At 67.8% G+C, this 13,753-nt stretch carries 14 protein-coding genes and 1 tRNA gene; 12 read left to right on the forward strand and 3 right to left on the reverse strand.

Annotated features, from left to right (window positions below):
• The first annotated feature begins 12 nt into the window (after positions 1-12).
• The gene (locus AMYAL_RS0119200; protein WP_026467235.1) at positions 13-1,800 is read left to right on the forward strand and encodes an RICIN domain-containing protein; all 1,788 of its coding nucleotides are present in this window, start codon (positions 13-15) and stop codon (positions 1,798-1,800) included.
• A gap of 50 nt (positions 1,801-1,850) precedes the next feature.
• Here AMYAL_RS0119200 and AMYAL_RS0119205 read toward each other — a convergent pair.
• The 3 genes from AMYAL_RS0119205 to AMYAL_RS0119215 form a co-directional block, all read right to left on the reverse strand.
• Positions 1,851-1,939: transfer RNA gene (locus AMYAL_RS0119205), tRNA-Ser, on the reverse strand.
• A gap of 44 nt (positions 1,940-1,983) precedes the next feature.
• On the reverse strand, positions 1,984-2,364 hold the full coding sequence (locus AMYAL_RS0119210; RefSeq protein ID WP_020632930.1) for a DUF4190 domain-containing protein: 381 nt from the start codon (positions 2,362-2,364) through the stop codon (positions 1,984-1,986).
• 28 nt (positions 2,365-2,392) lie between these two features.
• Complete coding sequence (locus AMYAL_RS0119215) at positions 2,393-2,671, reverse strand: DUF2277 domain-containing protein (RefSeq protein WP_020632931.1); 279 nt, start codon at positions 2,669-2,671, stop codon at positions 2,393-2,395.
• 113 nt (positions 2,672-2,784) lie between these two features.
• On the opposite strand from AMYAL_RS0119215, the gene AMYAL_RS0119220 reads away from it, so the two are divergent.
• The 11 genes from AMYAL_RS0119220 (at position 2,785) to AMYAL_RS50345 (ending at position 13,748) form a co-directional block, all read left to right on the forward strand.
• On the forward strand, positions 2,785-3,729 hold the full coding sequence (locus tag AMYAL_RS0119220; RefSeq protein ID WP_020632932.1) for an Ldh family oxidoreductase: 945 nt from the start codon (positions 2,785-2,787) through the stop codon (positions 3,727-3,729).
• A gap of 158 nt (positions 3,730-3,887) precedes the next feature.
• Positions 3,888-4,853 (forward strand): hypothetical protein, encoded by a 966-nt coding sequence (locus AMYAL_RS0119225; RefSeq protein ID WP_020632933.1) that lies wholly within the window; start codon positions 3,888-3,890, stop codon positions 4,851-4,853.
• Positions 4,850-5,551: a Crp/Fnr family transcriptional regulator gene (locus tag AMYAL_RS47800; protein WP_020632934.1), complete on the forward strand. Its 702-nt coding sequence runs from the start codon at positions 4,850-4,852 to the stop codon at positions 5,549-5,551. Before AMYAL_RS0119225 ends, AMYAL_RS47800 begins: the two co-directional genes overlap by 4 nt.
• 519 nt (positions 5,552-6,070) lie before the next feature.
• A complete protein-coding gene (locus tag AMYAL_RS0119240) occupies positions 6,071-6,778 on the forward strand; it encodes a nucleotidyl cyclase domain-containing protein (RefSeq protein ID WP_039795596.1) in 708 nt (235 codons plus the stop codon).
• Positions 6,779-6,793: 15 nt separating this feature from the next.
• Positions 6,794-8,935 (forward strand): hypothetical protein, encoded by a 2,142-nt coding sequence (locus AMYAL_RS0119245; protein ID WP_020632936.1) that lies wholly within the window; start codon positions 6,794-6,796, stop codon positions 8,933-8,935.
• Positions 8,936-8,946: 11 nt separating this feature from the next.
• Positions 8,947-9,891 carry a hypothetical protein gene (locus AMYAL_RS0119250; RefSeq protein ID WP_245192954.1) on the forward strand — a complete coding sequence of 315 codons (945 nt, stop codon included), beginning with the start codon at positions 8,947-8,949 and terminating at the stop codon, positions 9,889-9,891.
• 10 nt (positions 9,892-9,901) lie between these two features.
• Positions 9,902-10,930 carry a serine/threonine protein phosphatase gene (locus AMYAL_RS0119255; RefSeq protein ID WP_245192955.1) on the forward strand — a complete coding sequence of 343 codons (1,029 nt, stop codon included), beginning with the start codon at positions 9,902-9,904 and terminating at the stop codon, positions 10,928-10,930.
• On the forward strand, positions 10,927-11,847 hold the full coding sequence (locus AMYAL_RS0119260) for a protein kinase domain-containing protein (RefSeq protein ID WP_020632939.1): 921 nt from the start codon (positions 10,927-10,929) through the stop codon (positions 11,845-11,847). Before AMYAL_RS0119255 ends, AMYAL_RS0119260 begins: the two co-directional genes overlap by 4 nt.
• Positions 11,848-11,863: 16 nt before the next feature.
• Entirely contained in the window at positions 11,864-12,562 is a 699-nt protein-coding gene (locus AMYAL_RS0119265; protein WP_020632940.1) for a vWA domain-containing protein, read from the forward strand.
• Positions 12,563-12,579: 17 nt separating this feature from the next.
• Positions 12,580-13,020 carry a hypothetical protein gene (locus tag AMYAL_RS0119270; protein WP_245192958.1) on the forward strand — a complete coding sequence of 147 codons (441 nt, stop codon included), beginning with the start codon at positions 12,580-12,582 and terminating at the stop codon, positions 13,018-13,020.
• A gap of 473 nt (positions 13,021-13,493) precedes the next feature.
• Positions 13,494-13,748 (forward strand): hypothetical protein, encoded by a 255-nt coding sequence (locus AMYAL_RS50345; RefSeq protein WP_245192960.1) that lies wholly within the window; start codon positions 13,494-13,496, stop codon positions 13,746-13,748.
• Positions 13,749-13,753 lie beyond the last annotated feature (5 nt).

Raw genomic sequence — 13,753 nt, forward strand, 5'->3', positions numbered from 1 at the left:
AAGGAAGAGCACTTGTCCAAAGCAAAACGGCGCTACACCGGCGTGCTGGTGACCGTCGGTCTCATCTGCGGTTTGCTCGCGGGTGAGACGGCCGGAGCCGCCGCCTCCGATGATTCCGCAGTTTCCGTCGCCAGAGACCACAGCCGGCCGTTGCCGCCCGGCGCGACCCCGGTGCCCCCGCTCGCCGCCTCCGTCGCCCAGGCGCAGATCGCCGCCAACCCGGTGGTCTGCGAGGGGGACGGGGTCTCGGGCAAACGTGTCGAGCTCGTCTACGTCCGTGAGGCCGGTCAGCCCGACCGGTACTCGACCGTCGCCCCGTCCCTGCGCGCCTACGCGTCCGGGATGGACGACGGCTTCAACGACAGTGCCGCCGTGACGGGCGGCAGCAGGCACATCCGCTACGTGACGACCGCCGGCGCGGGCTGTCAGGTGGCCGTCGCCAACCTCGTGGTGCCCGACGGCACCTACCAGTCCGGCGCGATCCGCGACCGCGCCATCCAAGCCGGCTTCTACAACGCCGACCGCGACTACATCCTGTTCTCCGACAACCCGCTCACCTGTGCGGGCACCTGGGGCGACAACGACGACCAGCCCGGTCCCGCCAACGCCTTCAACAACGGCAGGCACTACACCGAGATCGCCGTCCCCTGCTGGGGGGTCAACGCCGCGGGCCACGAACTGGGCCACATGCTCGGCGCGGTCCTGCCGGGGGCACCGCACTACCAGGGCGGCGGGCACTGCTCCCAGGAATGGGACCTGATGTGTTACGGCGACACCCAGTCCTTCGACTGCCCGCAGCGCGACGCCGATCGGCTGCTGGACTGCGGCAACGACGACTACTTCAGCACGAACCCCGTCCCCGGCAGCTGGCTCGCCACCCACTGGAACGTCGCCAACAGCGCCTTCCTGATCAAGAAGGACACCCCCGACAACGACGACGGCCACGCGCAGGGCGGTAAGACCTACGTCATCACCGGGGCGAGCGGCAACGCCATCGACGTCATCGGTTCCTCGACCGGCGGCCTCACCAAACTCAGCCAGCGGACCCGGACCGACGCTACGAGCCAGAAGTGGATCCTGGGCTACAACACCGGTCTGCAGCTGGTCAACGCCAACAGTCAGCTGTGCGCCGACAGCGCCCAGAGCGGGACGGCGCCCGGCACGGAGATCCTGCAGTACAACTGCAACGGCCAGAACGGCATGCGGTGGGCGTTCCAGCCGCTCGGCAACGGCAAGGTGGCGATCTTCAACTACCTGACGGGCTTCGCGATCACCGACGGCGGCGCGTACCCGGCGCCGCTCGTCCAGCAGCCCTACACCGGCGCGGCCAACCAGCAGTGGACCCTGAACCCCATCGCCGACCCCGGTCCGCAGGCGGGCAAGAAGTACTACTTGTCCGTGGCCACCAACGGCAACAGCGCGGCCGTGGTCGACGGCTCGTCGTCCGCCGGAGCGAAGATCACCAACGTCGCCAGGCAGGACGACAACGGCCAGAAGTGGAAGCTCACCGACGCGGGCGGCGGGTATTGGAAGATCGTCAACGAGCGGAGCGGTCAGTGCGTGCGGCCGGTCGCCGGCAGCACGGCGGACGGAGCCCTGCTCGAGCAGACGCACTGCGGATCGGCCACCAACCAGCAGTGGAAGCTGCTCCGGAGCGCCGATATGCGCTACGGGCTGGTGAACCGGGCGAGTTCGCTGGCGGTGCGGCAGGTCAACAACGGCACGGCTTCGATCCTGGAGCAACGTCCGTTCGTGGGCGGCCGTAGCGATGAGACCGTCTGGGCCCTCGTGCCCGCTTGATACGAAAGCTCCCCAGGTCGAACCGGCCTGGGGAGCTTCGTTTTCAAGACTGGCGGTAGCGGTGGGATTCGAACCCACGGAGGACAGAGCCCTCGCATGTTTTCAAGACATGTTCCTTCGGCCGCTCGGACACGCTACCGCTATCGAGGGTATCCGACGGCCCTTTGCCGGAACGCTTCGGATCTAGTCGAAGTCCCAGTCGGTGGCGATGCCGACGATGACCAACAACAGCGTGAGGCCGAAGACGATCGCGACGCCGATGTAGCCGATGATGATCGCCGCGAGCGCCATGCCCTGGCCACCGGCTTCGCCGCGTTTGGCCTTGGAATGCGCGATATGCCCCATGATCACGCCGATGACCGACAGCAGCCCGGTGCACACGACCAGGCTGGCGATCGACACGACCAGTGCGGCGATCGCCAGGCCCTGCTCCTGCGGCGGCATCGCGGGGCCGTAGCCGTAGCCCGGCTGCTGGTACGGCTGCCCGTACGGAGGTTGCTGCCCATACGGAGGCTGGTGACCGTAGGGCTGCTGCTGACCGTACGGGTCTTGCGGATATGTCACCGGCTCACCGTAACCGCCGGTACTTGGTTCAGGACGCTTGACTCTTCGCGGCGATTCGCGCCTGGACCTCGGGACGGCGCAACGGCGGCACCGTCGTCGGCGGCTGACGGCGGGCGGGCAGTTCGGTCAGCAGCCGCCGGGTGATCTCGGTGATCTCGGCGACGGCGGCCTCGAACGGCTCACGCGTGGCGTCGGAGAGGCTCTGCACCCCGGACACCTTGCGGACGTATTGGCGGGCGGCGGCCTCGATCTCGTCCGGCGTCGCCGCCGGCTCCAGGCCTCGAAGCGTGGTGATGTTCCGGCACATGCCCCGATGGTACGTCCGCCCACCGACGTTTCCGGGTGCGTCGATCACACAGTCGGTTAGAAGCTGCCCCGGTCCGTTGACGCCGAAAAACGTGCGAAGGCACCCTCGGCGGGGTGCCCCTCAGACCCCGCTCTCTTCGCCGTGCGCCCGCCGAGCCGATCCTCGAACCGGCCGAGTCCTCCCCGATCCCGGAACAGGTCTGGCAGCGCGTCCCGATCGACGCCCTGATCGACCTCGTCACCGAAATCTTCACCGCGCACGACCTGCCGTGGTCCCGTGCCAGGATGGCCGCCGAGGCGCTGTGCCACGGCGACCTCACCGGGACCCCGGAATCGGGGGTCGCCGAACTGACCCGGCTGCATCTGCCGATGCTGGTCGACGGCCTGGTCCGGCCGAGGGCCGAACCGCTGATGATCGCCGACCGCGGCGCCGCCGCCCTGATCGACTACCGCCGCGCGCCGGGGCTGTGGGCCGTCGGCGACGCGATGGACCGGGCGGTGACCCGTGCGGGCCGGTACGGCGTCGGGCTGATGTCGGTCCGCGGCGTCGGGCCGTTCGGCCGCGCCGGGCACCACGCGGCGAGGGCGTTGCCGCACACCATGATCGGGCTCGTCATGGCGGCGGGCGGGGAACGCGGGACGGCCGCGAACCCGCTCGGCATGGCCGCCCCCGCCGGGGCGTACCCCGAATTCGTCCTCGACATGGACACGCTGGCGGACGTCGACAGCACCGCCGTCGCCGGCTTCGCGCTGCTGGTCGAGATCTTCGCCGGGGTGCTGTCGGGCGTCGGCGACCACGATCACGACACCGGTCTCATGGTGATGGCGATCGCCCCGACGACGCTGCGCAGCGCCGACGGTTTCTACAAGGCCGCGAGCGCGTTGTTCGGCAGCCTGCTCGGCTGGGAGCGCGGGAACCCGGTCCGCTACCCCGGCTGGCGCGAGGCGCAGTACCTCGAACAGTGCCAGGCGCTGGGGGTCCCGCTGAACGAGCCGGTGCACCACGAACTGGAGGAGCTCGCGAAGGCGCTCAGGTTGCCGGGTCTGACCGGCCGGTGAGCACGAGAGATGCTCGATCTTTCCCTGTTGGGCTGACCGGGTGATCCTGTCGTCCGCCTGCCGGAGCCAGCCGATGTGACAGCGAATACGCGGTCCCGTTCGGTGTGTCTTCTCTGGTTTGATTGCTGGTTCGAGGAGACGGTGCCAGAGGGGGAACCATGGCGGCCGACTACACCGGCCTGCTTGCCGAATTGCGGGCTCTGCGCAAAGGACGGGGGATCTTCTCCGCTGAGATCACCCGGCGGATCGGGCCCACCCTGCGCGAGCTTTGCCACGTCCAGGCGGACGACCAGGTGCCGGAGGTCAGAGAGAAGCTCCTGCGGCACCTCGGCGATGTGGCGGCCTCGTTGCCCGCTGACCTGCGGGTGGCCGCCTCGGCGGCGGTCGCGCTCCATCCCGGTGCCCGGCACCAGTTCCTGACCGGGCGGATCACCTGGCTCGCCCAGCAGATCGGGCGGGACGAGCGGACCGTCCGTCGCCGGATGGACGACGGCATCGCCCAGCTCGCGGAGGTGGCGGCCCGTTGTCTCAGCGCGCCACCTCCGCAGCCGGAGAACGATCACGGCGACTTCCACGTCGAGCATTTCAGCGCGGTCCTGATGCTGGATCGCGGCGCCCCGGAAGCGCTGGAGAGGCGCACGATCGTCGCCGAGCGCGACGACCTCGACCAGATCGTCGTCGCGCTCAGCCTGCCGACGGTGTCCGCCGAGAAGAGCAGAGACCGGGACCTGGCGGCGGAAGTCCTTTTCGGCGGGACCCTCCTTTGCCGGAGGCGCCCGGCAGGCAGTCGTTTCGAGTTCGTTCTCACCTTGCCGAAGCCGCTCCGGGCAGGGGAACGGCACGAGTACGGGATGAGGTACCGGATCCCCGAAGGCCAGGCGATGCGCGAGCACTACGTGTACACGTCGCCCCGGCGGTGCCGCCTCTTCGATCTCCGGGTCCGGTTCGGGCTCGTCGATCCGCCTCAGCGGATCTGGCGAGTCGAAGAGGTCTTCCATCGTGACCTCGACGAGAAGGCCCCCGAGGGTGACGTCTTGCTGCCCGACAAGGCGGGCGAGCTCCATGTCGTGTTCCGCGACCTGGTGCCGGGGTTCGGGTACGGCGTTCAATGGACCATGCCGTGAACGACGGCCTGACCTGGCGGGATCCGGTACCGGAGAGCGAACCGGGCGCCTTCTGGGAGACCCTGTCGCTGGATGACCGGCGAGCGATGAGCGACGCCGGGACACGCAGGTCGGTATCGCGCGGGGTCGAGATCTGCAGGCAGGGCAGGCACTCGTCCACCGTCCACCTCTTGTGCACCGGTCTGGCGGAGGTCTTCCGCCAGGACGAGGGCGGTATTCGCACCATCCTGGCCAGGCGGAGGCCAGGGCAGCTCATCGGTGAGATGTCGGCCGTGGATGGATCGCCCGCCTCGGCGACGGTGCGGACGTTGTCCGCCTCGGTGTTCCTCGTGCTCCCGGCCGCCCGATTCGTGGAGCTGTGTCACGCGCGGCCCGGCATCACCTGGACCGTGCTCCGGACCGCCGTCGCCCGGCTGAGGGACAGTGACGATCAGCGCCAGCAGTACCGGCTCGATGTCCGCAAGCGCACCATTCTCTGCCTGCTCTCGATCGCCGAAGACGCTCGTTCCGAAGTCACCCGCTCGTGCGTGCCGATCGCGCTCACCCAGCAGGAACTCGCCGACATGGTGCCGGCGTCGCTGCCCTCGGTGACCCGGATCCTGGAAGATCTCCGCGACGCCGGCGCGCTTCGTACCGGCAGGGGCCGGATGGCCATCGAAACGGACAGGCTGCGTTCGCTCATCCAGTCAGGTTCATGAATTCTCCGTTCCGCATCATCTGATGTGGAACGTTTCTTCGTGCCGTCATAAATTCTTCTCATTGAGTTGATCCGGTGATTCGACGAGGGGCGCGAATCGAATACTTCGGATCTCTGACTCTTCCGAGAGGTGAATCGGTGAAAGTCATGTGCGACGCGAATCTGATGTTCAAGTTGTGTGCGTTTTCGCTCTTCGTCGGACTTCTCATCGGCGTTTCTCTCGGTTGACCGTCCGGCCTTGACCGGTGAAACGGAGAGGAGGTGACCGTTTCGATGGAGCCGCATCTGTTGTTCGTGCTGGTGAGTGTTCTGTTCGGCTGAGGGGGACCGGGGGCGGCGGGCTCGAGGGGGGTCGGCCGCACCGGGCCCGGCGGCACGGTTCTGTCCACTTTTTGTCACTTTCTTGGGATACGTCAGCCTGTTGTCCTGATTCTGTCCTTGTATCGAGGGCTTCGGCCTTCGAAACTTGCCGCCAGTTGCCGGAGAAATCGTGCGAGTGGAGTCAGAGAAGTTGGTCTTCATGAACCAGTCGGTGCCGCCGGTCACCGAGTATCGATCCATCGTGCTCGTCGACGTAGAGGGCTCGACGAAGCTGCTCGAACCGGCTCAGATGGAAGCCAGAAAGGCGCTCTACGAGATCCTCGACGAGGCTTTCGAACGGGCGGGGGTGAGCGAGCACCACCAGGTCAGGGAAGATCGAGGCGACGGCGTCATGGTCCTCGTCGACTCCGCGGTTCCCAAGGTCCACCTGGCCGGGACGTTCGTCGGGCACCTCGTCAGGTTGCTGGAGGAACACAACCGGTCCAATGCGCTCTCGGAGTGGCTGCGGCTCAGGATCGCGCTGCATGCGGGCGAGGTCCACCGTGATCGACACGGCTACGGCGGCGACGCGCTCAACTCGGCGTTCCGCCTGCTTGACGCGGACGAGCTGAAGGAACGCTTCCGCGAGGTCCAGCGGGCCCAGTGCGTGGTCATCGCTTCGGACCGGCTCTTCCACGACTTCATCCGCCATCGTCCCGACGAGACCGGTGCGGCGCACTATCACGAGATCACCGTCGCGAGGATCGGCAAACCCGCCTGGGTCCGGGTTCCCGGTTTCACCCGGCTCCCGGAGAGCCCGGCTCCGGAGAAGAAGACAGCCGGGCCGAAGACCTCGGGGATGACCGCCAACACGTTGTTCGCGGGCCCGGTCACCGCCCATCGCGACTTCGTCATCAACAACGATTGAGCCGCGGAAAACACCATGGAAACGACAGAGAGCGGCGAGGACCAGCCGTCCGACACCGGTGGGTACGGCGAGATTCCGGAGGCGGAGAACGACTCCGGGCCTTCGCGGACCAAGGAAGAAGCTCTCCAAGCCCTGAAGAGCGAAGGCCCGGACTGGGAGGACAGCGACCGTTCGCAGGCGATCCACCGGAACTGGCTCGAACGGAACGTCACGACGATCAACTACTTCGCCAGCGAGGTGCACGCGAGCCGTGACTTCGTCATCGGGGGTGGCGGGGAGAGCCGGAAGCGGGGCTCCGGCGCGACTCTCGTGCCGATCGACGGCACCGAGATCGTCGAGTACACGGCGGCGTTCGTCGAACCGGCGGGGTTCAGCCGGGCGATGCGGGTGCTCGCCCGGAAGCACGTCGTCACCCTCGCCGCAGCCGAAGGGCTCGGGCAGCGCACGGCGGCCCTGGAGCTGCTGCGGCGGGCGCTCGGTGTCGACGAGCCGGTCTTGTACAAGCTGGACGCGCTGGAGGTGCTGGGGGACCGCACCTGGGTGCCGCCGCACGACGCGGCCGGATACCTCGTCCCGCGGGACGACGCCTCGTCGAAGCTGCTCAGTGAGACGTGGTTCGACGCCGTCTCCAAGGGACTGGAGGAGGCAGGCGCCTACCTGGTGGTGCTCACCGAACCTCTCGGCGATGAGCCTGCCCAGGCCCCTTGGCGTGCGGACTTCGCGGTCGAGAACCTCGCGGCGCCGTATTCCTTCGACGTGGTCACGGAACGGTTGAGCCGGACGGGTCTGTTCGACCGGGAGACGATCAAACGGCAGCTGACCGAGGCGGGTGCCAGGCCGTTGCTGGAGGCCCGGCCGAGGCCGGGGTTCGCCGTCGAGTTCGCCACCGAGGTCATCAGGGTCGTCGGCGACGGTGGCGATCTGCGCGACGCGGTCGCGAGACTCGACCGGCCCGGCGAACTCGTCCGGGAGTGGTTCGCCGAACACAAGAGGCACGATCACCTCGCGTTCGTGTTCGCGGTCGCGGTTCTCGAGGGAAGCAGTTACCTCACGCTTTCCGACGCCGCGGCGCAACTGTTCACCAGGCTTCCCGACGCGCCCGACGAGGAACCGATGCACTTCCGGGGCACGCTGCGGAAGGACCACCCCTGGATCAGGCTCGACGTCGGCGACGGGCCGGGGACCGTGGAGCTGGTGAAGTTCCGCAACCCGCGCCTGCAGCCCGTGGTGCTCACCCACATCTGGTACGGCTACGACATGTACCGGCCGGTTCTGCTGGCCTGGTTGAAGAACCTGTGCGGACATCCGGACGTCGAAGTGCGGGCACGGGCGGGAACGGCGGTCGGCATCATCGCGTCAGGCGATCTCCAGCACGCGATGCACCGCTATCTCAGGCCGTGGGCGCGAAGCAAAGCCGTCCAGCTCCAGCAGAGCATCGCCCTGGCGTTGAGCGTCATCGGCTCGCTGTCCGAGCACACCGACGCCGTCTGGACCTTGTTGCGCGACTGGGCCGAAGCGCCGGAGAACGGTTACGAACGGCGTATGGCCGCGACGGCGGGGCTGGTGGCAGGCGGCCCCTGGGGCTTGGACAACCCCAGCAGGGCGCTGAGGCTGCTGAAGTGTCTGGCCGAGGACGACGACTGGGATGCCTTGGAGGTCATCGCCGTCGGGGTCCTGCACCTCCTCGACGGTGGTTCCTTCACGGAGGTTCTCCGGGCGCTGCTCGCCTGGACCGATCGGCAGGACGAGAGCGCGCTGGTGGAGAAGGGACTGGTGGCGTTCACCTTCGCCGCCAGGAGCTCGGCGAGCCGTGCCGAACCGGAGACGACGGTGGTCCCGGTCCGGCGGCCGGGGTTGCCGACGTTGCTCGCGAACGCGGTGAACGCACCGGGGGAGCTCGCCGAACTTTGGGCGCGGGCGCTGGCGAACGCCCAGGTCCGGCCGATGGCGCTGGACGCGTTGCGCGAGTGGCTGAGGCTGGCCGATCGCGATCCGAGTGTCTTCAAGGTCGTCCGTGACCAGATTCTCACCGTCGCCGAGCTCAGCGACCTGGACTGTGAGCGCCTCGAATACCACCTCGAACTGTGGGCGGACGCCGACGGGAATTCCTCCGCTTCGGCCGCCGAAATCCTGCGCGAGCTGGCCGTATCCGCTTGAACGGAGCCTTCATGCCCCACGTGACCTACAACCCGATTCTCGAATTCCGCGAACTGCCCCGGTTCCGGGTCTTCAGCACGATCACCGCGCCGCGGCTCGGAACCAGTCTCGTACTGGAACCGGGAGAAGGGCAGCCTCTCGTGATCGAGGCCGGTGATCTCGTTCCCGAAGCCCGGCTCGGCAAGTACCGCCGGTCGTACCTCATCGACCTCCGCAACTACGCGCTCCAGCTGGAAGAACGGGTGCCCAGCGCGGATCCCTCGTTCCAGTTCGCCGCGACCGTCAGCTTCACCTGCCGGGTGCACAACCCCGTGGAGATCGCGAGACGACGGCTGCCGGACATGACCGAATCGCTCAGGCTCTCGATGGCCAGGCTGATGCGGCAGGTCGCCCGCGAATACGACATCTCGGAGTTCAACCAGGCCGAGGCCGCGCTGACCGCGCGGTTGGCGGAATTCACCGGAGACTCCGCCGTCTACCTGGGTGGCTACCTCGTCGAGCTCCACGTCGGCGGCGCTGTCGAGCAGAGCAGCGCGGAGTACCACGACACGAGCCGCGCGATCAGGATGGACCGGATGCGACGTGAGCCGATGGCCGATGTCGTGCGCGGCGGCCGCGACGCGATGTACGCCCAGTGGCTCGCCAAACGCGGTGGGGATCCTTCGCAGTTGCTGGAGTTCGAAGCGACCGCGAGAGCCGACGAAGCCGAGCTGATGCTGAAGACGATGAAGGCCCTCGAACCCAGCGAAGGCGCCGAACCGTTCGCGTTCCGGGCGGAACGGAAGAAGCTGACGGCCAAGCTGATCGGTGAGCCGGTCGAGGAGCGCCCGAAGAAACGCAAGTCACGCGTGACGGGTTCCCTCGCTCCCGCCGCCGACCCGGCTCCCGAAGCGCAGGAGAAGCCGGTGAACCGGGTCCGTGGCACGGGGCCGGAACGATCCGATCCGGACGCCTGAGGGGGCGAACGTGGAGATAGTCGCGGTCGAGAGTTCGGGCACCGCGTCTTGGCGGTGGCAGGCGCGGGGGCTCCAGGCACTGGGTGTCTGGACCGAACGGAAGGCGGAGGCGGGGGAGGACGCGGAACCCCTGCTGATTCATCGAAAGCACCTCGCCGAAGGCCTCATCGCGGTCTTCGACGGCGCCGGCGGAGCGGGTTCGGGGAGTGCCGGACTGACGCCGGACGGCCGTGAACGGACCGGCGCCTGGGTCGGCTCCCGGACGGCACGGGCGGCGACGGAAGAGTGGTACGTGCGTGTCGCCGACGACAACGCGGCCCCCGACGCCCTCGGCCTCAAGGGCCTGCTCGACCTCCGGCTCGGTCAGATGGCCATCGGGAATCCCGGCAAGCTGGGCGGCAGCATGCGGCGGACCCTGCCGACGACCCTGGCGTCGCTGCGTTACGAGGTCGGTGACGGTGCCGTCCGTTGGCAGGTCTTCTGGGCCGGGGACTCGCGCTGCTACCTCCTCGAAGAGTCCGGGCTGCAGCAATTGTCGCTCGACGACGCCGACTCTGCCGACGCGCTGACCCTGCTCGTCGAAGACCCGCCGATGACCAACCTGGTCTCCGCGGACAGGCAGTTCGTGATCAACTCCGCGCACGGCGACGCGCCGGCACCTTGCGTGCTGCTCTGCGCGACGGATGGCTTCTTCGGCTACGTGCGCGGTCCGGCCGACTTCGAGTACTTCCTGCTGAGGTCGTTGAGCACCGCGGTGGACCTCGATCACTGGGCGGCCAATCTCATCGAGACGGTCTGCTCCTACACGGGAGACGACGCTTCGCTTTCCTTGGTGGCGTTCGGTTTCCGTGACTTCGAAGACCTGCGCGGCCGCTATGCCGCGCGACTCGGCCAGGTTCGGGCCGAGTTCTGGGAGCCGTTGCGGGCGGCGGAGTCGGGGACGGATCGGGAGGGGTTCGTCGCCGCCCGCAAGGGTTCCTGGGAGCGCTATCGGTCCGGTTACGAACGACGGATGCCGGTCAAGGAGGAAGGCCGATGAAGCGAGGAGACAGCCTGAACGGCTATCTGGTCGTCACCAAGCCGACCAACGAAGGAGCCGGAAAGTGCCTCTGGGCCTTCGCGGAACGGGACGGGCACGAGTACTTCGTCAAGGAGTTCCTCGATCCGAAACGGCCAGGGCCGTACTCGATGGGCGATGAAGAGTCCAAACGGCTCCGCCGGGAGCAGTGCGAGGAGTTCGAGCGCAGGCACTGGGCGGTGATCAACCAGCTCGACCCGACCGATCCTTACGCCGGGAACCTGGTCACGGCACTCGACTTCTTCTGCGTGGGGACCACGTACTACAAGGTGACGGCCCGGATGAAACCGGTGCCGATGCCCTCGCCGGAAGCACTTTCGGCGCAGCAGAAGATCGTGCTGCTCGGAACGCTCGGCGACAGTCTTGCCCTGCTGCACCGCAAGAACATCGTGCACGGTGATCTCAAACCGGACAACGTGCTCTTGCACCGGCCACCGCGTAGCGACCTCTACACCGCGAAGCTCATCGACTTCGACGACGCCTACCTTTCGGGTTCGCCACCGGATCGCGACACGATCGGCGGAGACGCGGGCTATGCCTCCCCGGAACTGCTGCGCTACCTGAAGAACGACCCGGCGATCCGGCCGGAACACCTGACCACCGCCGCGGACATGTTCGCCTTCGGCCTGCTGCTGCACGGATATCTCACCGGGGCCCCACCAGGGTTCGCCGGTGCCAACGGGTCCGTCGCGGAAGCGGTCAACGCCGGAGCGGACGTCCGGCTCGACAGCAGGCTGAGCGACGGGGCGGCGTCCCTGATCCGGGCGCTGCTCGGGTTCGCTCCGCGCTCCAGGCCGACGGCGGAGCAAGTGCTGCGCGCGCTCGGCGACAAGTCCTTTGTGGACACCAAGCGGTCTCGGCTGCGGATCAACGTTTAGAGAGAAGGCGATTTTCATGAGCCGCCCCCATCAGGCGCTGAAGTACGCGGTCGACATCGTGCTGTGCATCGATGCCACGGCCAGCATGGCGCACGTCCTCGATGACGTGAAGGCGAGTGCCTTGTCCTTCCACGAGAGGCTGATCGCGGAGATGCGGGCGAAGGGCAAGGCCATCAGCAGGCTGAGGCTGAAGGTCATCGCGTTCCGGGACTTCGGCGACTGTGCCGACGACGCCATGGAACAGACGGACTTCCTCGTTCTGCCCGAACGTTCGGTGGAGTTCGACAAGTTCGTGCACGGTCTGGAGGCCGACGGCGGCGGTGACATCCCGGAATCCGGTCTCGAGGCGCTCGCCCTCGCGGTGCAGGCGCCCTGGGAACGCGGCCTCGACCGGCGGCGGCACGTGGTCGTGCTCTTCACCGACGCCCCGGCGCATCCGCTGGGATCGCCCCGGCAACGGGCGGCCGCCACCTATCCGGCGTCGGTCCCCGGTTCGATCGATGAACTGTTCGAGCAGTGGGGGCACGCCCGGAGCCAGCGTTCCGTCATGGACAACTCGGCGAAGCGGCTGTTGTTGTTCGCGCCGGAGGTCTCCCCCTGGCCGGAGATCGCGGATGACTGGAACAACACCTTGTTCTTCCCCTCCAACGCGGGCGAGGGCCTGGAGGAGTGGGAAATGGGCGAGATCATCAACACCATCGCGAACAGCCTGTGATGGCGACCCTGCATGGCATGGGCGTGGCGGTGGGCTGGGACCGTGAGCGGGTGACCGTCGACGCGGCGGGTGTCGGTCTGGACCTCCCGCTCGCGAACTGTTCCGAAGTCCGGCTCGGCCACGTCACGACCTCCGACAACGAGGTCCGGGCGAGACTGGGATTCCGCTGGGCGGCGCCGGACGGCGAGCCGTCGGGGGAGATCGTCCTGCATTTCCCGGCCTCGCTCTGGGACGACCTGGTCGTACTGGCGGATTCCATCACGGCCGGCGCCGCCGCTCCGCGGGAAAACGCCCCTTGGGCGGGCTCGTTCCCGCCGCTGAACGGCGGTGTTCCCGCGAGCCCCCGGTCGGAGAAGCCCTCGCTCCCGAGGCTCGACTTCTCCCACATCCCCGTGACGCCGGATTGGGTCGGTTTCCGGTCACTGGGACACGGTGGTTTCCCTGGTTCTCCGGATTGAGGGAAGTAGCGCTCATGAAGTGGTCCTGCGACGGCTGCGACACCATCAACGACGGTGCCTCCAGGACGTGCAGACGCTGCGAACGAGAGGCGGGGAGCACTACCTCCTCACCGGTGACGATCGTCCGGGGGCACCGGCCGAAGCGACCGCAGCCGCCGCTGGTGGCACCGCCACCCCGTCATGCCGAGCCGCCGACGGGATACGCCACTGCTCCGCCGCCGTCACGTCCGCATGCAGCGCGGCCAACGTCGGGTGCGCCGCATCGGCCTGCTTCGCCGACGTCGTTCCGGCCGAAACACGGAGTCTTGCCCTTCGTGGTGCTGGGCCTGGTGTTTCTCATGGCGCTCTTCTGTGTCATACCGCTCATCGCGACCGCCATCGGTGGCGGCAGGAAGGCGCGTTCCGTAGAGGACCGCCCCGACGTGAGCCCTTGCCCGTCCGAAGCGGCTCGATTCCTGCCCGGTGGGGAGGGCATGCTCAAGATTCGATTACAGACCGACAAACACGTCGTCACCGTCTGCGAAACGGCTGACGGGCGACTCTTTTACGACGGGCAGGGCAAGGGCAAACCGGTGACGGACGAATACCACCTGCAGATCCCGGCGCGGCGGACCGAGGGCGGGTACACGGCCAGCCGAGGGGCGTACACGTACGAGATCAAGCCGGGCAGGCTGGTGGTGACCCGAGGCAAGGAGGTCCTGCTGGACAGCTCGACCTCCCCCGCCTAGGCCGG

Origin of the sequence: Amycolatopsis alba DSM 44262 (assembly GCF_000384215.1) — a bacterium.
Taxonomy (GTDB): Bacteria; Actinomycetota; Actinomycetes; order Mycobacteriales; family Pseudonocardiaceae; genus Amycolatopsis; species Amycolatopsis alba.

Coding starts and splice junctions, on each gene's coding strand:
- AMYAL_RS0119215 (WP_020632931.1), bottom strand. CDS start 2,671: ATGTGCCGGAACATCACCACGCTTCGAGGCCTGGAGCCGGCGGCGACG.
- AMYAL_RS0119225 (WP_020632933.1), top strand. CDS start 3,888: ATGGCGGCCGACTACACCGGCCTGCTTGCCGAATTGCGGGCTCTGCGC.
- AMYAL_RS0119240 (WP_039795596.1), top strand. CDS start 6,071: ATGAACCAGTCGGTGCCGCCGGTCACCGAGTATCGATCCATCGTGCTC.
- AMYAL_RS0119245 (WP_020632936.1), top strand. CDS start 6,794: ATGGAAACGACAGAGAGCGGCGAGGACCAGCCGTCCGACACCGGTGGG.
- AMYAL_RS0119250 (WP_245192954.1), top strand. CDS start 8,947: ATGCCCCACGTGACCTACAACCCGATTCTCGAATTCCGCGAACTGCCC.
- AMYAL_RS0119260 (WP_020632939.1), top strand. CDS start 10,927: ATGAAGCGAGGAGACAGCCTGAACGGCTATCTGGTCGTCACCAAGCCG.
- AMYAL_RS0119265 (WP_020632940.1), top strand. CDS start 11,864: ATGAGCCGCCCCCATCAGGCGCTGAAGTACGCGGTCGACATCGTGCTG.
- AMYAL_RS0119270 (WP_245192958.1), top strand. CDS start 12,580: ATGGGCGTGGCGGTGGGCTGGGACCGTGAGCGGGTGACCGTCGACGCG.
- AMYAL_RS50345 (WP_245192960.1), top strand. CDS start 13,494: ATGCTCAAGATTCGATTACAGACCGACAAACACGTCGTCACCGTCTGC.